The sequence below is a fragment of the Burkholderia anthinoferrum genome (assembly GCF_002925705.1).
GTDB classification, from domain to species: domain Bacteria; phylum Pseudomonadota; class Gammaproteobacteria; order Burkholderiales; family Burkholderiaceae; genus Burkholderia; species Burkholderia semiarida.
On sequence record NZ_LFZP01000051.1, the window covers coordinates 111131 to 129486 of the forward strand.

An 18356-nucleotide genomic window follows, 5' to 3' on the forward strand; every position below is an offset into this window, starting at 1 on the left:
CGCGCCCGGGCCGCCTCGTCGCCAGCCGCGCAACCCGATGCGGGCCCGATATGCGGTCGACGCCGCGGCACATCGTGACGATATCCTGCGAATCGGGCGGTTCTGCGCATAAACTGAAAGCACGCGACGGCAGGCTGCCGTCGAGCGATCGAACGCTTTTCCCCGACACCGCGCAGACTGCAACTGAACGGCAAACGCAGGCCCGCACATGAAACCGCCCCATGAAAATTGATCCCAGCGTCATTCCTCACTATCTCGTCCTGCGTGCGGGCTGCCCCCCTTATGTGCTGAATTCGGATCGTCAGGTGCTCCGCCGCCAGGCGAGTCGGCTCTTGCTGGCATTCGCGCGAACGCGCGGAGCGATCGCACATGTCGACGGCATCGCCTGGAACGTCTTCTCCGACAGCGAGGGGCTCACGATAGTCGAGCGTCGCGAGACCGGGTTCTTTTCGTTGGTCGCGGGAAACGAGACCGAACGTCAGTTGCATTTGCTGACGACCCTCTGACGTCGTCGCCGGGACGGGGTATCGCACGGGCGACAGGCGTGCCGGCAAGGGACCGATCGCGACCCAGGCGTCACGCGTTCCGCCCCTGCCGATAGCGCTTGACACGCTTCGTGCCGACGCGTACTGTCGGCCGCGGAAGTATTCAAGAAGCGCGATTGCTGCTCATCATCGACCGCAGCCTGCGGTATTCGTTGTCCTCTCCCTCCTTGATTCCTTTTCCTCGTCCATACGAGGCGTATGCGCTCGTTCATTTTCAGGAGATCCAACATGGATACCGGTACCGTCAAGTGGTTCAACGACAGCAAGGGCTTCGGCTTCATCACCCCCGACAACGGCAGCGACGATCTGTTCGCCCACTTCTCGGAGATCCGCGGCGATGGCTTCAAGACCCTCGCGGAAGGCCAGAAGGTCAGCTTCGAAACGAAGACGGGCCCCAAAGGCCTGCAGGCGTCGAACATCACCCCGCTGTAATCGCTGAACCGTCAGCCCCTGTTCGTGAAGCGGCACATCGCTGCCGCTTCACGTGCCGCGCCCTCCGTCGCAGGTAACGCGACTCGGCGCGGGCACGGCCACCCGCTTCGCATCCGGCCGTCGGCCGGTGCGTATGCCGACACCGGCCCTCACTCGCGCCGCACGGCCGACCGCACGCGCGCAAGCGGCGCACGTCATGCTCACCGAACCGCGCAAGCGGTGCAGCAGGAGAACCCGCATGACCCGAAACCAGCCTCGCCGCAACAAGGCGCCTGCGCGTGCCAGCCAGGCCATCACTTTGCCGAAGCTGGGCACCGCATTGAACTGGGTGCCGCCCAAACCGCCTGCGGTCACGAAATCGCGCGCGAAGAAACGCCCGCCTGCTCCGCAATAACCCGCCTGAAACCGGGCGACGTCCTCGACGAAGTGCGTGCGCCAACCCGGAATAAGTTGGACGTTCGACGAAGGATGCGCGTATGATGGGCTCATCCGAACGATCGGCCGCCCTCCGACGTTCGCCCCTCCACCCACCCGCTTGCTGCATCGCCCCTCCTTCGCGCTGCAACGTTGTCCCCTTCACCCACCGGCCCGCCCTGCAATGGGAATACTGGCCGAACGTGTTCGCCCATGCGACTCGCCGTGGCCGAACGCCAGGAGTTCGTCATGAGCATGCACGTCTATCGTGGATTCGAGATTTATCCGCTGATTTACCCTCACGTGGCCGCGCCGCATGGCTGCCCGCACAACTACGACGCCGGGTTCGACGCGGCCGTCAAGATTTGCCTGCGCGGCACCACCGATACGCTGACGCAGAGCCAGACCTTCCGATTGCACGACATCTCCCCATTCGACAATGCCGGCGACGCACGTCGTGCGTCGGTGCGCTTTGCCGAGAACATCATCGACGACAATCGGGACAAACAGGGCTTCTTTTCCAGCGCGCGCTGACGCGCGCTCGTCGGCACAACGCAATTTTTCGGTATTTTGGAGGACGAAATGATCATCGACGAACTGCTCGGCTTGATCGAACGGCATGAAGTCACCCGGATCGACACCGTCGTTCCCGCCAGAATCGCCGATTCAGCGATGTGCCACCAACCCGAGCTGCACATGTTCATGGCGGTACGTGCGCTCTCGATCGGAGCAGGATATTCGGAATTCGAATCCGACGAGATAGCCAGCGCCGTCATGACGCGGCTCGGCTAGCTTTCCGTTCCAGCCTTTCCCGACAGGATCTACATGACGACAATTACGCTGAAGCTCAACGAACCGATCGATGTCGCGCTGCGGCGATTCCGGCGCGGCATCGAGAAAACCGGGCTGATTCGCGAATTGCGCGCCCGCACCGGCTACGAGAAGCCCACGACGGAGCGCAAGCGCAAGAAGGCCAGCGCCGTTGCCAGGCAGCGCCTGCGGGCCAAGCGCATGTTGCCGCCCCGAAAAATGTACTAGGAGGACATCGTGTACGACATGCCGGCCGAGGCGCCTCCGTTCTTCCCGCTGACGAAATGCGAAGTCGACTTCGATCAGCAGAACGACATGGTGACACTGCTGCCGAGCTTCTACGCATTCGGGTGCGAGTACACCAGCCGCGGGCTTCTGATCGGGCGAAGCGATGCGTTCAAGCTGATTGCCGCGATCGAGAAGGCGCTCGCCGTTCGGCAGTAATCCGACACCGGCGCACTCGCCAGCACCGACAACCCCAAAAAGGACCATGCGCGGCCGGACCCAGTACGTCGATCTGCTCTACTTCCTCGTTGTCATGCAACTCGTCACCCGCAGGCAGACGCGCGCGTGGCTTTCGCCGTTCCAACTCGCCGAATCGCTGCAGGCGTGGCTGGTCATCCATCGTGCGAAATGCGAGTGGCGCGATCGCGTCTGGATAGGCCACGCTTCGCTTCAGATCGCGAAATCGGCCGGCCCGGCCGACAGCGCCGCACTCGCGCAATCGCTCGCGCATGCCGAACCGGCGCCGGCGCCCGCTTCTCCGGACGCCTCGACGGATCGGGCGGGCCTCCGCATGGCGTGCATCCGTTACCTTCGCGAGCATGTCTGACCTTGATCCCCGTTGACGGGACGACATGCAATCCGGCAACGGCGACCGACAGGCAGGGGTCGATGCGTCAGTGACATGCGAACGCGGTTCGCGTTCGTGCCGACATATCGGGGCGCGACCGATTAAAAAAGTCGCGTGCCGGCTCGGCGTTTCGACGCGGCCACGCCCGCGGCGTGCTACATCGGGCGTCCCGATGATAAGCTCGGCATCGACGCGCTGTCGCGCACCCGTCACCCGACCGACCCCAAGCCTCCCGCGAGTCTGCTCATGCCCATCGCTCCTGCTGTCGTCTCCGCCTTCACCCCCACCGGCAAGCTCCGCGCATCGATCAACCTCGGCAACCCGATCCTCGCGAACCGCGACCCGGCAACGGGCGAACCGTTCGGCGTCTCGATCGACCTCGCCCGTGCATTCGCCGAGCGCCTGTCGGCCGATCTGGAACTCGTGGTGTTCGACGCCGCCGGCAAATCGGTGCAGGCGCTGACCGACGAGCGCGCCGATTTCGGCTTCTTCGCGATCGATCCGCTGCGCGGCGAAACCGTTGCGTTCACCGCACCGTACGTGCTGATCGAAGGTTTCTATCTCGTGCCCGACGCGTCGCCGATCCGCACCCATGCGGACGTCGACCAGCCGCACAACCGCGTGGCCGTCGGCAACGGGAGCGCATACGACCTGTTCCTCACCCGCGAACTGAAAGCCGCGCGGATCGTGCGCGCGCCGACGTCGCAAGCGGTCGTGTCGACGTTCGTCGAGCAAAAGCTGGAAGTGGCGGCCGGCGTGAAGCAGCAGCTCGAAGCCGACGCCGCGAAAACGCCGGGCCTGCGCCTGCTCGACGAGCGCTTCATGGTGATCCGGCAGGCGATGGGCGTGCCGAAGAGCCGCGGTGACGCGGCGGCCGCGGTGCTGAACGCGTTCGTCGAGGAGATGAAGGCGTCGGGCTTCGTCGCCGATTCGCTGCGCCGGCACGGCATCACGGGCGCATCGGTCGCGCCGGCTGGCTGATCGACAGCCGCGCAGCGACATGCCGAACGCGCCCACCCGTTGACCGCCGAGGCCGTCCGGCTCGCGGCTCGGGCATGCGATTTCAGCACGCGCCGGCTCGGTCCTCGCGCGCATGACGCGTACGGAATCGCGGCAACGCAGCATCGCCGGGCACAGGACACGCGCAAATGGCGAAGCGGCGCCGGACGTCGCGACCCCGCGACCGCCGAATGGGGCAATGTGCTGCTCCGCACCAACCCGTTGCGGATCGCGCCGGCTTCGGGCACGAAGCGCCACCGGCGCAATCGCCGAGCCCGATCGGCCTCGTCCCCGCGCTAGCGCAAACCCGGACCCGGTTGCACTGTTCATCGTCATTCTGGTCCTGTATCGTCCTTCCATCCCCGATTGCGAAACCGGTGCATGGGAGGCTCTCGATGCGAAAAAAGAATGCTGCAGCCGTCTGGATCCTGATCGCGATGCTGGCAGGCATCGCAATCGGCTACATGGTCTTCACGAGCTTTCCCGACAAAAAGGCCGCGACCGAAATCGCCGGCTACATCTCGCTCGTCTCCGACGTGTTCCTGCGGCTGATCAAGATGGTGATCGGGCCGCTGGTGTTCTCGACGCTGGTCGTCGGCATCGCGCACATGGGCGACGCGGCCTCGGTCGGGCGCGTGTTCGCGAAAGCGTTCGGCTGGTTCATCACCGCGTCGCTGGTCTCGCTGCTGCTCGGGCTGCTGATGGCGAACCTGCTGCGGCCCGGCGACAACCTCGGCCTGCCGCTGCCGGACATCGGCGCATCGGCGAACCTCGCGACCTCCAAGTTCACGTTGAAGGATTTCGTCGGCCACATGGTGCCGAAGTCGATCGCCGAGGCGATGGCGAACAACGAAATCCTGCAGATCGTCGTGTTCTCGATGTTCTTCGGCGTGGCGCTCGCCGCGCTCGGCGAACGCGGCAAGATCCTCGTGGCCGCGATCGATCAACTGTCGCACGTGATGCTGAAAATCACCGGCTACGTGATGAAGCTCGCGCCGCTCGCCGTATTGGCCGCGATGGCCGCGACCGTCGCGGTGAACGGGCTGTCGGTGCTGCTGAAGTTCGCGGTGTTCATGGGCGATTTCTATCTGAGCCTGTTCCTGCTCTGGGCATTGCTCGTCTGCGCCGGGTTGCTGTTTCTCGGCCCGCGCGTGTTCAAGCTGCTGGTGCTGATCAAGGAAGCGTTCATGCTGTCGTTCGCGACGGCGAGCTCCGAAGCCGCGTATCCGAAGATCCTCGATGCGCTCGACCGCTTCGGCGTGAAGCGCAAGATCTCGAGCTTCGTGATGCCGATGGGTTATTCGTTCAACCTCGACGGCTCGATGATGTACTGCACGTTCGCGTCGCTGTTCATCGCGCAGGCGTACAACGTCCATCTGTCGCTCGGCACGCAGATCACGATGCTGCTCGTGCTGATGCTCACGTCGAAGGGAATGGCCGGTGTGCCGCGCGCGTCGCTCGTCGTGATCGCGGCGACGCTGCACCAGTTCAACATCCCGGAAGCCGGGCTGCTGCTGATTCTCGGGGTCGACACGTTCCTCGACATGGGCCGCTCGGCCACCAATGCGGTCGGTAACTCGATCGCGAGCGCGGTGGTCGCGAAGTGGGAGGGCGAGCTGATGTCGGAGTCCGAAGCACGCGCGCATGCCGCGCATCTCGATGCCGAACTCGAACGGCAGAACGGCGATCCGGCCTATGGCGCCGGTCAGACCACGGCGACCTGACGCTCAGGCCGCCAGCGCGTCGTCGATGCACGCCGCGAGCACCATCGCGGCGGCGTTGCCCGGCGTCGAGCCGAGCAGTTGCGGCGCATAGACGCTGTCGCCGATCTCGATCGGCCGCCCCGACAGCGCGCACACGCCGCGTTTGCGCGTCGTGAACAGGCGCCACTTCTGGTAGCCGTAGTGTCCGGTGCACGCGTCGCACCACGAAATCATCACGGTGTCGGCCGTGGGCCGTTCGAGCACGTCGATGGTCGGCTTGCTCGTCGCGTCCCACGACGGCAGCCGGTCGCGCGTGACGCTGCGCCGCCGCGGCGCACCCCACGAGACGGACGGCATGTCGAAGCTGCCGATTGCGGCGACGGTCATGAGCCAGGGCGCTGCACGGTTGTTCATGTCTCTGTTCCTCGAAACGTTACGCGGTGCCGCGACGCGCGGCATCACGACAGGCGGATGCGCGGCTGCACCCAGCCGTTGATCCGTTCGGCGATCCACAGCAAGGTCGCCTTGGAAAAGCCGTGCAGCGCCTGCTGGTGCCGCCGGTAGAGCATCAGGTGGCTGAACTGCGCGAAGCGCCCCTGGATGAAGCCGCCGCGGAAGAACCCGAACTGCCCCAGCGTGCCGAATGCGTCGTAATCGCTGATCGACACCAGCGCGCCGAAATCGTGGAATGCGAACGGCGGAATCGGCGTGCCGTCGAGCCATGCGGGCAGATGCTTCGCGAGGTGCTCGGCCTGTTGCGTCGCGACCTGCGCGGTTGGCGGCAGCGGCCGTTCGTGGCCGTCGGGCAGCAGGCTGCCGCAATCGCCGATCGCGAACACGCACTCGTCGCCAGTTGCCTGCAGCGTGGGGCCGACGACGATCTGGTTCGCGCGGTTCGTGTCGAGCCCGCCCAGCGCCTGCATGAAATCGGGCGCCTTCACGCCGGCCGCCCAGACCATCAGATCGGCTTCGGCGAACGATCCGTCGCCGTAGTGGAAACCGTTCGCGTCGGCCGACGTGACGCGCGTCGATGTCAGCACGCGAAAGCCGATCTGTTCGAGCCGCCGCTGGGCCGACGCGGAAATCCGCGGCGGAAACGCGTTGAGGATGCGCGGGCCGCTTTCGAGCAGCGTGAGCTGCAGCCGCTCGCGTACCGTCTCGTCGCCGTACGCCTGCGCCACTTCCAGCAAGCGGCTCAGCTCCGCCGCGAGTTCCACGCCCGTCGCGCCCGCGCCGACGATCGCGACGCGAAACGGCTCGTCGCGCGCGATGCTGCGGAACACGCGCATCCGCAACGCTTCGTTGAAGGTCTCGGCTTGCTGCTGGCTGTCGATGAAGTAGCAGTGCTCGCGCACGCCGGGTACGCCGAAATCGTTGGCCTGGCTGCCGAGCGCGAGGATCAGCACGTCGTATTCGAGTTCGCGTGCGCCGATCACCACGTCGCCGTCCCGCGAGCGGATCGCGCCGAGCTGCACGCGGCGGCGCGCGCGATCGAGCCCCTTCAGTTCGCCGGGCTGGTACGTATAGCCGTGGTCGCGCGCATGGGCGAGGAAGATCACCTGTTGCTGCTGGACGTCGCGCGTGCCGGCCGCGATCGTGTGCAGCATCGGCTTCCAGATGTGCGTCGGGCTGCGATCGACGAGCGTGATCCGTGCCCGCCTGGACCGGCCGAGACGCTCGCCCAGGCGGGTCGCGAGCTGCAGCCCGGCGATCCCGCCGCCGACGATGACGATGCGTGTAGGGGTTGTCATGGATAAATCATCACGTGATGAATAAGGTATGATCCTAGCGCTTCCCGGCTCCGCGTGTCAACGGAGCGGGGCGGACGGCCCGATTCCGGCATGTCGAAGCGGGGGCCGGACATGGGCATTCGAATCGTTCAAGGAGCAGGAAAAACGTGGCAGAAGTCACTGAGCGCGCGCCGTCGAAGCGGCGGACGCGCGGACGGCCGCTGGCGGATGCGTCCGTCGGTCCGGACGTGATATTGCGGGCCGCGCGCCGCACGTTCGCGAAGCGCGGCTACGACGCGACGAGCGTGCGTGAAGTCGCGCGCGAGCTGGGCATCGACGCGGCGCTGATCGCCCATCACTTCGGCACGAAGGAAACGTTGTGGCTGGCGGTCGTCGAGCAGATCGTCGAGCTGGCCGAACCGATGTTCGACGCGCTGCGTGCGTTGCGCACGTCGCCGCTGCCGCATCGCGAGCGCGTGCGGCGCGCGCTCGAGCTGTGCGTCGATCACGAATTCGCGGAGCCGGATATCGGCATGTTCTTCTCGACGGCGGCGACCGAGGAGGGCGCGCGGCTCGACCGGCTGCGGGAGCGGCTCGTGCGTCCGTACCACGACGCGATGTTTCCGCTGCTGGCGGACGCGGTCGAGGCCGGCGCGATTCGTCCGGTCGACCCGAACGTGCTGTTCTTCATGATCGCGAGCGCCGTGGGTACGACGGTGTCGTACAGCCACATGATGCTGGAGTTCACGTCGTTGCCCACGCGGCAGCACGAATTCAGGCAGGCCGTGCTCGCGGTCGCGCTGAACATTCTCGGCGACTGAGCGCCGCGCGCGCGATGCGCGCGGTCACGTCGCCGCGATCAGCCCCAGCTCGCGCACCGCGTTCCGCGCGCTCTCGCGCAGCGCATCGACAAGCGGCGACGGCGCGCGGTATGCGATCGCGAGCTCGTACGCGAGCGGGCTGCCCGCGCCCTTCAGTTCGCAGAACGTAATGCCTCGCGGCTGCATCGGCACGAACAGGCGCGGCATCAGCGCGACGCCGATGCCGCCCGCGACGAGCCCGGCTGTCGTCTGCATCTGGCGCGGCTGCTGGACCACGCGCGGCGCGAAGCCCGCCTGCGCGCACGCCGTCACGATCAGCGCGTGCATGCCGGGCCCGTGGTGCGTGGCAAACATGACCCACGGTTCATCCGCCAGCTCGGCCAGCGCGATGCGGCGGCGGCGCGCGAGGCGGTGGCCGTCGGACAGCGCGGCCACCATCCGGTCGCGCAGCAGCGGCTCGACATGCACGTCGCCGGCATCGGCCACCGGCAGCACGACGATGCCGACGTCCGTGCGGTCCTGACGCAGCGCAAGCACCTGCTCGGCGGTCGTACCTTCCTCGAGCTGGAAATCGACGTCCGGATGGCGCTCCTGGAACGCGCGCAGGATCAGCGGCAACAGCGCGTTGACCGTGCTGTCGACGAAGCGCAACCGCAGCGTGCCGCCGAGGCCGGCGCCCGCGCGGCGCGCCACGGCCACCGCGCGCTCGGCCTGTTCGAGCGCGCGCCGCGCTTCGAGCAGGAACGCTTCGCCGGCCGGCGTGAGCCGCGAGCCGCGGTTGTCGCGCTCGAGCAGTGCGACGCCCAGTTCGTCCTCGAGCTTGCGGATCGCCGCGCTGAGCGGCGGCTGAGCCATGTGCAGTCGCTCGGCCGCGCGCCGGAAGCTGAGCGTTTCGGCGACCGCGATGAATTGCCGGAACTGGCGCAGATCGATCATGCGATACCTTCCATGTATCAGTAGATCATCGAATTCGTATTTTACCTATCACCCTGCGCTGCCCAGAATGTCCTTGTCGTCAACCGTCGATACTCGGGAGGGCAGATCATGACGGGCAATGAACAGCAGCGCACGGCCATCGTCACGGGCGGGTCGAGCGGGATCGGCTTCGCGATCGCGAGCCGGCTGGTGCAGGACGGGTATCGCGTCGCGCTCGTCGGGCGCGATGCGGCGCGGCTGGAGGCGGCTGTCGCGCGTCTGGGCGGAGCGGCAGTCGGGCAGGCCGGCGATCTGAGCGTGCGACGCGATGCGGAGGCGGTGGTGGCGGCGATCGTCGCAAGATGGCCGCGTATCGACGTCCTCGTCAACAACGCGGGGCGGACCGCCCGCGTCAGTGCGAATACCGAAGCGAGCGAGGCCGAGGCCGTGTGGGATACCGTGCTCGACGCAAACCTCAAGAGCCTGTTCCTGACGACGATGGCCGTGCTGCCGCATCTCGCCGATCGCGCCGCGCGAATCGTCAATATCGGTTCGATCGCGGCGCGCGCCGGCAGCCTGTTGCCGGGCGGCCTCGCCTATGCGGCCGCGAAGGCCGGCGTCGAAGGCTTCACCGTCGCGCTGGCACGCGAACTCGGGCCGCGCGGCGCGACGGTCAATACGGTCGCGCCCGGCTATATCGCCGGCACGCGTTTCTTCGGGGACGGCGGGGTCGCGCCGGCGGTCGCGGCGATGATCCGCGCGCAGACGCCGGCCGGCCGCGCGGGGCAGCCGGACGACGTCGCCGATGCGGTTGCCTGGCTCGCCGGGCCGCGCGCGTCGTTCGTCACCGGCGCGACGATCGCGGTGAACGGCGGCTGGCGCGTCGGGTGACGCACGGCATCCACGATCGGCGCGTCATTCGCAATCCGTCGGCGGCTTGTCGCCGAGCCAGCGTCGCGCGCCGGGCCCGTTGCGGCCCGCGCGGTCTTCCGGGTTGGTCAGCTTGCAGCGTTTCAGCGACAGGCAGCCGCAGCCGATGCATTCGTCGAGATTGATGTAGAGCCGCTGCAATTCCTCGATCCGGCTCGCGACGCGCTGCTTCCAGCCGCGCGACAGCCGCTGCCAGTCCTTGTTGGTCGGCGCGGTGTCCTCGGGCAGGCTGACGAGCTGCTCGGCGATTTCGTCGAGCGAATAGCCGATCTTCTGCGCGAACACGATGAACGCGATCAGCCGCAGCACGGCACGCGAATAGTGGCGATGGCTCGAGCCGTTGCGGTGCGACTTGATCAGCCCGCGCATTTCGTAGAAACGCAGCGTCGACGCCGGCACGCCGCTGCGCGCGGCCACTTCGCGGATCGACATCAGCGGCCATTGCGGGGTTTCCGGGATACCCATGACGCCCTCCGGGAAAGCTTGACTTGAAGTTAACTTCAACTTTTATGCTACGCGGCAGTTTAACCCGTCGCGAGGCATCATGCGCTCCTTTTCCCTACGCAGGACGTCGCCTTTGGGCGTGGCCTGCGCCCTGTTGCTGGCGTTGTCGGGCTGTCACGACGGCAAAGGCACGTCGTCGGCCCAGCCGCTGCCCGAAGTCGGCGTCGCCACCGTCGCGCCGCGTACCGTTCGCCTCGCGGACGAATTCAACGGACGCGTCGAAGCGGTCGACGCGGTCGAGTTGCGGCCGCGCGTGAGCGGCTATCTGCAGCGTGTCGCGTACAAGGAGGGCGACGTGGTCGCGCAGGGCGCGCTGCTGTTCGAGATCGATCCGCGCCCGTACCGGATCGCGCTCGACCGTGCGAATGCGCAGCAGCAGCGCGCGCGTGCGGCCGCGAGCCTCGCGAACGTGCAGCTCAAGCGCGTGCAGACGCTGATCGATGCGCATGCGACGTCGCAGGAGGAACTCGACAACGCGCGCGCCACCGCCGAGCAGGCGCGCGCCGACCTGCAGGCAGCCGAGGCGGCCGTGGCCGACGCGAAGCTCAATCTCGGCTTCACCGAAGTGCGCGCGCCGATCGCGGGCCGCGTCGGCCGCGCGGTCGCGACCGTCGGCAACCTCGCGCGCGCGGACGACACGCTGCTGACGACCGTCGTGTCGCAGGATCCGGTCTACGTGTATTTCGATTGCGACGAGCAGAGCTACCTGCGCTACAACGCGCGGCGTGCCGATCCGGCGCATCGCGCGATCGGTGCCGATCCGGTGCGCGTCGGCCTCGCGAACGAGACGGGCTTCCCGCATGCGGGCACCGTCGATTTCCTCGACAACCGGCTCGATCCGCAAACCGGCACGATCCGCGCCCGCGTGCGGCTGCCGAATGCGGACCATACGTTTACGCCGGGCCTGTATGCGCGCGTGCAGCTCGTGAGCGGCCGCGACCAGGATGCATTGCTGGTCGACGACAAGGCCGTGCTGACCGACCAGGACCGCAAGTACGTGTACGTGATCGGCCCCGGCGACAAGGCGTTGCGCCGCGACGTGACGATCGGCCGCGAACTCGACGGCGAGCGGATCGTCGAGAAGGGGTTGCAGGCGGGCGACCGCGTGGTGGTCGACGGCGTGCAGCGCATCTACTATCCGGGCGCGCAGGTGAAGCCGAAGGCGCTGCCCGCGCGCGCCGATGCCGGCGCGCCTGCCGCGCAATGACGGGAGCGATACGATGGATTTCTCCCGCTTCTTCATCGACCGCCCGATTTTCGCGGTCGTGCTGTCGATCGTCATTTTCGCGATCGGCCTGATCTCGATCCCGATGCTGCCGGCCGGCGAATATCCCGAAGTCGTGCCGCCGAGCGTCGTCGTGCGTGCGACGTACCCGGGCGCGAACCCGAAGGAAATCGCCGAGTCGGTCGCCGAACCGCTGGAAGAGGCGATCAACGGCGTCGAAGGCATCATGTACATGAAGTCGGTCGCCGGGTCGGACGGCAGCCTGCAGGTCGTCGTCACGTTCCTGCAGGGCGTCGATCCCGACACGGCCGCCGTGCGCGTGCAGAACCGCGTGAGCCAGGCGCTGTCGCGCCTGCCCGACGAGGTCCGCCAGTACGGCGTGACCACGCAGAAGCAGTCGCCCACGCCGCTGATGTACGTGAGCCTCTATTCGCCCGACAACAGCCGCGATTCGCTGTACCTGCGCAACTACCTGACGCTGAACGTGAAGGACGAGCTGTCGCGGCTGACCGGCATCGGCGACGTCGGCGTGTACGGCTCGGGCGATTACGCGATGCGGCTGTGGCTCGACCCGAACCGGCTCGCATCGCGCGGCCTGACCGCGAGCGACGTGATCGCGGCCGTGCGCGAGCAGAACGTCCAGGTGTCGGCCGGCCAGCTCGGCGCGGAGCCGTCGCCGAAGAAGAACGACTTTCTCGTGTCGATCAACGTGCGCGGCCGCCTGCGCACGGTTCAGGAATTCAGCGACATCGTGCTGCGCAACGGCGACGACGGGCAGGTCGTGAAGCTGTCCGACGTCGCGCGCATCGAGCTCGGCGCGGGTGACTACACGCTGCGCTCGTATTTCAACGACAAGCATTCGGCCGTGGTCGGCATCTTCCTGTCGCCGGGCGCGAACGCGCTCGACGTCGCGAAGGCCGTGTATGCGAAGCTCGACGAGCTGTCGAAGCGCTTCCCGCCTGGCGTCGCGTACCGCCCGGTGTGGGACCCGACGGTGTTCGTGCGCGAATCGATCCGCGCGGTGCAGCACACGCTGATCGAGGCCGTGGTGCTGGTCGTGCTCGTCGTGATCCTGTTCCTGCAGACGTGGCGCGCGTCGATCATTCCGCTCGTCGCGGTGCCGGTATCGGTGGTCGGCACGTTCGCATGGCTCTATCTGCTCGGCTATTCGATCAACACGCTGACGCTGTTCGGGCTCGTGCTCGCGATCGGGATCGTCGTCGACGATGCGATCGTCGTGGTCGAGAACGTCGAGCGCAACATCGCGCAAGGGTTGAGCCCGCGCGATGCCGCACACCAGGCGATGCGCGAGGTGTCGGGGCCGATCGTCGCGATCGCGCTCGTGCTGTGCGCGGTGTTCGTGCCGATGGCGTTCATGTCGGGCGTCACCGGCCAGTTCTACAAGCAGTTCGCGGTGACGATCGCGATCTCGACGGTGATCTCCGCGATCAACTCGCTGACGCTGTCGCCCGCGCTCGCCGCGAAGCTGCTGCGTCCGCACGGCGCGCCGAAGGATGCACTGACGCGCGCGCTCGACCGCGCATTCGGCTGGTTGTTTCATCCGTTCAACCGCTTCTTCGAGCGCAGCGCCGATCGCTATCACGGCGTCGTCGCGCGCACGCTGAAGCGGCGCGGCGTGGTGTTCGCGGTTTATGCGGCGCTGCTCGCGGCGACCGCGCTGCTGTTCGACGCGGTACCGGGCGGTTTCATCCCGGTGCAGGACAAGCTGTACCTGTTCGCGGGCGCGAAGCTGCCGGAAGGCGCGTCGCTCGCGCGCACCAGCGCGGTGACCGAGCAGATGACGAAGATCGCGCTCGGTACCGACGGCGTCGAGATGGTGCCGGCGTTCGCCGGGCTGAATGCGCTGCAGGGCGTGAACACGCCGAACATCACGAACTCCTACGTGATCCTCAAGCCGTTCGACCAGCGTCACCGCAGCGCCGCGCAGATCAACGCGGACCTGAACGCGCGCTTCGCGGCGATTGGCGGCGGCATTACGTATGCCCTGATGCCGCCGCCGATCCAGGGCCTGGGCAACGGCTCCGGGTACGCGCTGTATCTGGAGGATCGCGGCGGCCTCGGCTACGGCGAATTGCAGAAGGCGCTCACCGCGTTCCAGGCCGCGGTCGCGAAGACGCCGGGGATGAGCTATCCCGTCAGCTCGTACCAGGCGAACATCCCGCAACTCGAGGTGAAGGTCGACCGGCTGAAGGCGAAGGCGCAGGGCGTCGCGCTGACCGATCTGTTCAATACGTTGCAGGTGTATCTCGGCTCGATGTACGTGAACGACTTCAACGTGTTCGGCCGCGTATATCGCGTGATGGCGCAGGCGGATGCCGGCCACCGGCAGACGGCCGCCGACATCGCGAACCTGCGCACACGCAACGCGAAGGGCGAGATGGTGCCGATCGGCTCGATGGTGACGGTCGGGCCCGCGTACGGCCCCGATCCGGTCGTGCGCTACAACGGCTATCCGGCCGCCGACCTGATCGGCGATGCCGACCCGAAGACGATGTCGTCGTCGCAGGCGATCGCGAAGCTGCAGCAGATCGCGAAGGACGTGCTGCCGCCGGGCATCACGCTCGAATGGACCGACCTCAGCTACCAGCAGGTCACGCAGAGCAACGCGGCGATCGTCGTGTTCCCGCTGGCCGTGATGCTCGTGTTCCTGGTGCTCGCGTCGCTGTACGAGAGCTGGACGCTGCCGCTCGCGGTGATCCTGATCGTGCCCGTGTGCATGTGCGCGGCGCTGTTCGGCGTGTGGCTGTCCGGCGGCGACAACAACGTGTTCGTGCAGGTCGGTCTCGTCGTGCTGATGGGGCTGGCGTGCAAGAACGCGATCCTGATCGTCGAATTCGCGCGCGAGCTCGAGATCCAGGGCAAGGGTGTGGTCGAGGCGGCGCTCGAAGCGTGCAAGCTGCGGTTGCGTCCGATCGTGATGACGTCGGTCGCGTTTATCGCGGGCTCGGTGCCGCTGCTGATCGGCAGCGGCGCGGGCAGCGAGGTGCGGGCGGCCACCGGCGTCACCGTGTTCGCGGGGATGCTGGGCGTCACGTTGTTCGGGCTGTTCCTGACGCCCGTGTTCTACGTGACGATCCGCAAGCTCGCGGGCGGCACGCCGGCCGTCTGGAGCGAACAGCATGGCACCCTCGAAGGAGAAAACCGATGAGCGCCGCTTTCCGTCTTTCCGCGCTCGCGATGTCGGTGACGCTCGCCGCATGCGCGGTCGGCCCGGATTTCAAACGACCGGATACGGCCACGGCCGCGCGGTTCGCGCGCGATGCGCATCCGGCGACGCAGCGCGATGCGGCGCCGGCCGATACATGGTCCGATACACGGCCCGATATGCCGCCCGACGCATCGGCGGCGGCCGATGCCGCGTTCTGGCGCGGTTTCGGCGATCCGGCGCTGACGCAGTTGATCGACGCGGCGCTCGCGGCGAACCAGGATCTGCAGGTGGCCGTATCGCGCTACGACGCGGCGAATGCGCTGCTGTCGCAGGCGACGTTCGACCGCTATCCGACAATCACCGCGAGCGGCCGGATCGGCCATCAGTTGATGAGCAAGGACCAGGCGTTCGGCGCGCCGCGCAGCCAGCGCGATGCGCCGACGTCGAGCGTGGGCGTCGATGCCGCGTGGGAACTCGACCTGTTCGGCCGCGTGCGGCGCTCGATCGAATCGCAGCGCGCGGAAACGGCGGCCAGCGCGGCCGACGTGCGCGCGGTGCGCGTCGCGATCGCGGGAGAGGTCGCGAGCACGTACGTCGATCTGCGAGGCTCGCAGGAACGATTGCGGATCGCGCGCGAGAACGCCGACAACCAGAAGCAGACGCTTGCGCTGATCAATGCGCGCGTCGGCGCGGGACGCGGCTCCGAACTCGATGCGGCGCGAGCGCGTGCGCAGTACGAATCGACGACGTCGCGGATCGCCGTGTACGAAGCCGCGATCGGCGTCGACGAGCATCGGCTCGCGGTGCTGGTCGGGCAGACGCCGGATGCGTTGATCGGCCGGTTCGACCCGCCGAAGACAGTCGCACCGGTGCCGCTGCCGGCGCTCGCGGCCGACATCGATCCGGGCACGCCGGGCGACTTGCTGCGCCGCCGCCCCGATGTCGCGGCCGCCGAGGCGCGGCTGCATGCGGCGACCGCGCGCGTCGGCGTCGCGACGGCCGACCTGTTTCCGCGCTTCACGCTGTCGGGGCTGCTCGGCAGCGCGACGAGCAGCTACGGGTTCTTCCGCGCGGGCAGCGACACGAACCTGATCGCGCTCGGCATCGACTGGTCGTTCCTCGACGTCGGCCGCGTGCGCGCTCGGATCGCCGCGAGCGACGCGGAGGCCGCCGGCCAGCTTGCGCAGTACCGGCAGACCGTGCTCGGCGCGCTGGAGGAAACCGAGAACGCACTGCTGCGCGTCGCGCGCACGCGTGACGAGACCGCTCATCTCGTGCGCGCGGCCGACGACAGCGCGCGCGCCGCGCAACTTGCGCAGGCGCGCTTCTCGGCGGGCGCGATCGACTACTACGAAGTGCTCGATGCGCAACGGACGCTGCTGCAGGCGCAGGACGCGGCGGCCGACGGGCGGAGGCGCAGCGCGGCATCGACGGTCGCGCTGTACAAGGCGCTCGCGGGCGGCTGGCCGTCGGGTACGGGGTGGGGCGCACAAGGCCCGCTTGCTCAGTCGGAGAAGTAGCGCGAACAGTGCGGCGCGGCGATCGTGGCGTCGCGTCGCTCCGCGCGAAGCAACGCGCAGCGATCGGCGAGCAAGGCGGCAATGGCAATCGCATGAAAGGATCATCGTTCTCGCGATAAAATTTGATTGCAAATGCAATTAAGAGGGAGGAACGACCTGACATGAGCGCAACCGAACCCGATCTGTGGTTCTCGTTCGTCCGCGCGCACCGGACGATGATTCGCGAGATCGAGCGTCGCCTCGCGGCGGCGTCCCTGCCCGCATACGCGTGGTACGACGCACTGTGGGGGCTCGAAAGCGGGCCCGACGGCACGCGCCGCATGCACGAACTGGCCGATGTGCTGGCGATCGAGCGCTACAACCTGACGCGGCTCATCGATCGGCTCGAACAGGAGGGGCTCGTCACGCGCACGCGTTCGGCGGACGACGGCCGCGCCGCGTTCGCGAGCATCACCGCCAAGGGGCGGACGCTGCGCAAAAAGATGTGGAAGGTCTACCAGTCGACGGTCGCCGAGCTTTTTCTCGACCAGTTCACCGGCAAGGAGCGGGCGGCGATGGCCGTTGCGCTCGATCGCGCGTCCGCCGCCGCGCGCGACGCGGCAGCCGGAGTGAAGTAACGGTATCCGGCACACGGAGCGGCCGTGTGCCGCCCATCGAGCGCGGCCGCCGGCCGGCCATGCGGCACGAGCCGCCGCGTCGTCAGCCGTTCGAGGCGGGCTGACGCGGCGCGGCAGGTGTCGGGCGCCGCACGGGCGGACCAGGCCGCGCCATCTGCATGTCCCTCCTTCGAGTACTGGCATGTCGCCGGCATCGCCGGTTTCGGCATAGGATTGCAATTGCAACGATTGCAGTTGCAATGATAACCGATGACAAGGACCGACATGACCTCGACGCACTCCCTCACGTTCTATACGGCCGACACGCCGAACGGGCACAAGATCGCGATCTACCTGGAAGAGGCCGGGCTTGCCCACGACCGCGTGCAGGTGAACCTGTCCGCCGGCGAGCAGCGCAGCGCGGCGTATCTCGCGATCAATCCGAACGGCAAGATCCCGGCCATCGTCGACCACGACACGGGGCTGGCCGTATTCGAGTCCGGCGCGATTCTCGGCTATCTCGCCGAGAAGACGGGCTGCCTGCAGCCTGAAACGCTGGCCGAGCGCACGGCGGTCCAGCAATGGCTGCATGTCCAGATCGGCGGGATCGGGCCGATGCTCGGTCAGCTGTGGTGGTTCCTGCACGCCTCGAACACGGGCAATGCGGAAGCGATCGACCGTTACCGGAAGGAGGCGCTGCGTCTCTACGGCGTCGTGAACGGCCGCTTGTCGGAATCGGCGTATCTCGCGTCGTCGCGGTATTCGATCGCCGACATTGCCGCGTTCCCGTGGCTGCGCACGGCGGCCGAGTTCGATCTCGACCTTGCCGGCTTTCCTCACGTCGAGCGCTGGCTTGCCGAGATCGCCGCGCGGCCGGCCGTTCAGCGCGGCCTGAGCGCATGCCGGGTGCCGACGGCCGAGGCGGCGCACTGACGTCGCATCGCCGGCGCTGCCTGGGCCATGATCGCAACAAGGCGTGCGCTTCGTGTGGTTCAGACGGATGAGCCCGTCGCACGCGGGCGGCGGGCAGGGCCGTGTGGTGCGGTGCCCGCCGCGATGCATGCGCGCGATGTAGCGGCCGCGCGGCTGCGGCGGCGCCCCATCGGCGCGGGCGGTATCGCGGGTATCGGGCGAGCCGATGATCAGCATCGCGTCCGGCGGCCTACCGCGGCCGTCGCCTGGTCTTTACG

21 protein-coding genes are annotated in these 18356 nt (G+C 67.6%); 16 read left to right on the plus strand and 5 right to left on the minus strand.

Features of this window, described 5'->3' with window-relative positions:
- Window positions 1–221 precede the first annotated feature (221 nt).
- Window positions 222–506, plus strand: coding sequence for a hypothetical protein (locus C5F75_RS20900; protein WP_059637806.1), 285 nt, complete (start codon window positions 222–224; stop codon window positions 504–506).
- 267 nt (window positions 507–773) lie between these two features.
- Window positions 774–977 (plus strand): cold-shock protein, encoded by a 204-nt coding sequence (locus tag C5F75_RS20905; protein WP_059637809.1) that lies wholly within the window; start codon window positions 774–776, stop codon window positions 975–977.
- A 48-nt stretch (window positions 978–1025) separates the two neighbouring features.
- On the opposite strand, the gene C5F75_RS36860 is transcribed toward C5F75_RS20905, so the two are convergent.
- The gene (locus C5F75_RS36860) at window positions 1026–1466 is read right to left on the minus strand and encodes a hypothetical protein (RefSeq protein ID WP_180278301.1); all 441 of its coding nucleotides are present in this window, start codon (window positions 1464–1466) and stop codon (window positions 1026–1028) included.
- A gap of 174 nt (window positions 1467–1640) precedes the next feature.
- Between C5F75_RS36860 and C5F75_RS20910 the strand changes: the two genes are divergently transcribed.
- The 7 genes from C5F75_RS20910 (at window position 1641) to C5F75_RS20950 (ending at window position 5777) form a co-directional block, all read left to right on the plus strand.
- Complete coding sequence (locus C5F75_RS20910; protein WP_059578002.1) at window positions 1641–1925, plus strand: hypothetical protein; 285 nt, start codon at window positions 1641–1643, stop codon at window positions 1923–1925.
- Between the two features lie 48 nt (window positions 1926–1973).
- A complete protein-coding gene (locus tag C5F75_RS20915; protein ID WP_059577999.1) occupies window positions 1974–2183 on the plus strand; it encodes a hypothetical protein in 210 nt (69 codons plus the stop codon).
- Between the two features lie 33 nt (window positions 2184–2216).
- Window positions 2217–2429, plus strand: coding sequence for a 30S ribosomal protein S21 (gene rpsU / locus C5F75_RS20920; RefSeq protein WP_059577430.1), 213 nt, complete (start codon window positions 2217–2219; stop codon window positions 2427–2429).
- A gap of 9 nt (window positions 2430–2438) precedes the next feature.
- Window positions 2439–2645, plus strand: coding sequence for a hypothetical protein (locus C5F75_RS20925; RefSeq protein WP_104012687.1), 207 nt, complete (start codon window positions 2439–2441; stop codon window positions 2643–2645).
- Window positions 2646–2691: 46 nt separating this feature from the next.
- Window positions 2692–3033: a hypothetical protein gene (locus C5F75_RS20930; protein WP_104012688.1), complete on the plus strand. Its 342-nt coding sequence runs from the start codon at window positions 2692–2694 to the stop codon at window positions 3031–3033.
- Between the two features lie 267 nt (window positions 3034–3300).
- Window positions 3301–4035 carry an ABC transporter substrate-binding protein gene (locus tag C5F75_RS20935; protein WP_060967484.1) on the plus strand — a complete coding sequence of 245 codons (735 nt, stop codon included), beginning with the start codon at window positions 3301–3303 and terminating at the stop codon, window positions 4033–4035.
- A 413-nt stretch (window positions 4036–4448) separates the two neighbouring features.
- Window positions 4449–5777 carry a dicarboxylate/amino acid:cation symporter gene (locus tag C5F75_RS20950; protein ID WP_104012689.1) on the plus strand — a complete coding sequence of 443 codons (1329 nt, stop codon included), beginning with the start codon at window positions 4449–4451 and terminating at the stop codon, window positions 5775–5777.
- A gap of 3 nt (window positions 5778–5780) precedes the next feature.
- Here C5F75_RS20950 and C5F75_RS20955 read toward each other — a convergent pair whose 3' ends face one another.
- Both C5F75_RS20955 and C5F75_RS20960 read right to left on the minus strand, forming a co-directional pair.
- The gene (locus C5F75_RS20955; RefSeq protein ID WP_059584841.1) at window positions 5781–6170 is read right to left on the minus strand and encodes a DUF3331 domain-containing protein; all 390 of its coding nucleotides are present in this window, start codon (window positions 6168–6170) and stop codon (window positions 5781–5783) included.
- A gap of 44 nt (window positions 6171–6214) precedes the next feature.
- Window positions 6215–7507 carry an NAD(P)/FAD-dependent oxidoreductase gene (locus tag C5F75_RS20960; RefSeq protein ID WP_104012690.1) on the minus strand — a complete coding sequence of 431 codons (1293 nt, stop codon included), beginning with the start codon at window positions 7505–7507 and terminating at the stop codon, window positions 6215–6217.
- Between the two features lie 146 nt (window positions 7508–7653).
- Here C5F75_RS20960 and C5F75_RS20965 point away from each other — a divergent pair, with 146 nt between their 5' ends.
- Window positions 7654–8307 carry a TetR/AcrR family transcriptional regulator gene (locus C5F75_RS20965; RefSeq protein ID WP_060310710.1) on the plus strand — a complete coding sequence of 218 codons (654 nt, stop codon included), beginning with the start codon at window positions 7654–7656 and terminating at the stop codon, window positions 8305–8307.
- A 24-nt stretch (window positions 8308–8331) separates the two neighbouring features.
- Here the strand turns inward: C5F75_RS20965 and C5F75_RS20970 are convergent, their stop codons facing one another.
- On the minus strand, window positions 8332–9243 hold the full coding sequence (locus C5F75_RS20970) for a LysR family transcriptional regulator (RefSeq protein ID WP_104012691.1): 912 nt from the start codon (window positions 9241–9243) through the stop codon (window positions 8332–8334).
- A gap of 108 nt (window positions 9244–9351) precedes the next feature.
- On the opposite strand from C5F75_RS20970, the gene C5F75_RS20975 reads away from it, so the two are divergent.
- Window positions 9352–10113, plus strand: coding sequence for an SDR family NAD(P)-dependent oxidoreductase (locus C5F75_RS20975; RefSeq protein ID WP_104012692.1), 762 nt, complete (start codon window positions 9352–9354; stop codon window positions 10111–10113).
- A gap of 24 nt (window positions 10114–10137) precedes the next feature.
- Here the strand turns inward: C5F75_RS20975 and soxR are convergent, their stop codons facing one another.
- Window positions 10138–10617, minus strand: coding sequence for a redox-sensitive transcriptional activator SoxR (gene soxR / locus C5F75_RS20980; RefSeq protein ID WP_059639703.1), 480 nt, complete (start codon window positions 10615–10617; stop codon window positions 10138–10140).
- Window positions 10618–10696: 79 nt separating this feature from the next.
- On the opposite strand from soxR, the gene C5F75_RS20985 reads away from it, so the two are divergent.
- The 5 genes from C5F75_RS20985 to C5F75_RS21005 all read left to right on the plus strand — a co-directional run bounded on the left by C5F75_RS20985 (window position 10697) and on the right by C5F75_RS21005 (window position 18099).
- A complete protein-coding gene (locus C5F75_RS20985) occupies window positions 10697–11863 on the plus strand; it encodes an efflux RND transporter periplasmic adaptor subunit (RefSeq protein WP_104012693.1) in 1167 nt (388 codons plus the stop codon).
- Window positions 11864–11876: 13 nt separating this feature from the next.
- Window positions 11877–15050, plus strand: coding sequence for an efflux RND transporter permease subunit (locus C5F75_RS20990; protein ID WP_099317923.1), 3174 nt, complete (start codon window positions 11877–11879; stop codon window positions 15048–15050).
- Window positions 15047–16570 (plus strand): efflux transporter outer membrane subunit, encoded by a 1524-nt coding sequence (locus tag C5F75_RS20995; RefSeq protein ID WP_104012694.1) that lies wholly within the window; start codon window positions 15047–15049, stop codon window positions 16568–16570. The genes C5F75_RS20990 and C5F75_RS20995 overlap by 4 nt, the downstream gene beginning before the upstream one ends.
- A 161-nt stretch (window positions 16571–16731) precedes the next feature.
- The gene (locus tag C5F75_RS21000; RefSeq protein ID WP_089465637.1) at window positions 16732–17187 is read left to right on the plus strand and encodes a MarR family winged helix-turn-helix transcriptional regulator; all 456 of its coding nucleotides are present in this window, start codon (window positions 16732–16734) and stop codon (window positions 17185–17187) included.
- A 264-nt stretch (window positions 17188–17451) separates the two neighbouring features.
- Window positions 17452–18099 carry a glutathione S-transferase family protein gene (locus C5F75_RS21005; protein WP_104012695.1) on the plus strand — a complete coding sequence of 216 codons (648 nt, stop codon included), beginning with the start codon at window positions 17452–17454 and terminating at the stop codon, window positions 18097–18099.
- Window positions 18100–18356 lie beyond the last annotated feature (257 nt).

Coding starts and splice junctions, on each gene's coding strand:
- C5F75_RS20955 (WP_059584841.1), bottom strand. CDS start 6,170: ATGAACAACCGTGCAGCGCCCTGGCTCATGACCGTCGCCGCAATCGGC.
- soxR (WP_059639703.1), bottom strand. CDS start 10,617: ATGGGTATCCCGGAAACCCCGCAATGGCCGCTGATGTCGATCCGCGAA.
- C5F75_RS21000 (WP_089465637.1), top strand. CDS start 16,732: ATGAGCGCAACCGAACCCGATCTGTGGTTCTCGTTCGTCCGCGCGCAC.
- C5F75_RS20935 (WP_060967484.1), top strand. CDS start 3,301: ATGCCCATCGCTCCTGCTGTCGTCTCCGCCTTCACCCCCACCGGCAAG.
- C5F75_RS20970 (WP_104012691.1), bottom strand. CDS start 9,243: ATGATCGATCTGCGCCAGTTCCGGCAATTCATCGCGGTCGCCGAAACG.
- C5F75_RS20910 (WP_059578002.1), top strand. CDS start 1,641: ATGAGCATGCACGTCTATCGTGGATTCGAGATTTATCCGCTGATTTAC.
- C5F75_RS20905 (WP_059637809.1), top strand. CDS start 774: ATGGATACCGGTACCGTCAAGTGGTTCAACGACAGCAAGGGCTTCGGC.
- C5F75_RS20995 (WP_104012694.1), top strand. CDS start 15,047: ATGAGCGCCGCTTTCCGTCTTTCCGCGCTCGCGATGTCGGTGACGCTC.
- C5F75_RS20960 (WP_104012690.1), bottom strand. CDS start 7,507: ATGACAACCCCTACACGCATCGTCATCGTCGGCGGCGGGATCGCCGGG.
- rpsU (WP_059577430.1), top strand. CDS start 2,217: ATGACGACAATTACGCTGAAGCTCAACGAACCGATCGATGTCGCGCTG.
- C5F75_RS20990 (WP_099317923.1), top strand. CDS start 11,877: ATGGATTTCTCCCGCTTCTTCATCGACCGCCCGATTTTCGCGGTCGTG.
- C5F75_RS21005 (WP_104012695.1), top strand. CDS start 17,452: ATGACCTCGACGCACTCCCTCACGTTCTATACGGCCGACACGCCGAAC.
- C5F75_RS36860 (WP_180278301.1), bottom strand. CDS start 1,466: ATGAGCCCATCATACGCGCATCCTTCGTCGAACGTCCAACTTATTCCG.
- C5F75_RS20975 (WP_104012692.1), top strand. CDS start 9,352: ATGACGGGCAATGAACAGCAGCGCACGGCCATCGTCACGGGCGGGTCG.
- C5F75_RS20930 (WP_104012688.1), top strand. CDS start 2,692: ATGCGCGGCCGGACCCAGTACGTCGATCTGCTCTACTTCCTCGTTGTC.
- C5F75_RS20950 (WP_104012689.1), top strand. CDS start 4,449: ATGCGAAAAAAGAATGCTGCAGCCGTCTGGATCCTGATCGCGATGCTG.
- C5F75_RS20915 (WP_059577999.1), top strand. CDS start 1,974: ATGATCATCGACGAACTGCTCGGCTTGATCGAACGGCATGAAGTCACC.
- C5F75_RS20900 (WP_059637806.1), top strand. CDS start 222: ATGAAAATTGATCCCAGCGTCATTCCTCACTATCTCGTCCTGCGTGCG.
- C5F75_RS20985 (WP_104012693.1), top strand. CDS start 10,697: ATGCGCTCCTTTTCCCTACGCAGGACGTCGCCTTTGGGCGTGGCCTGC.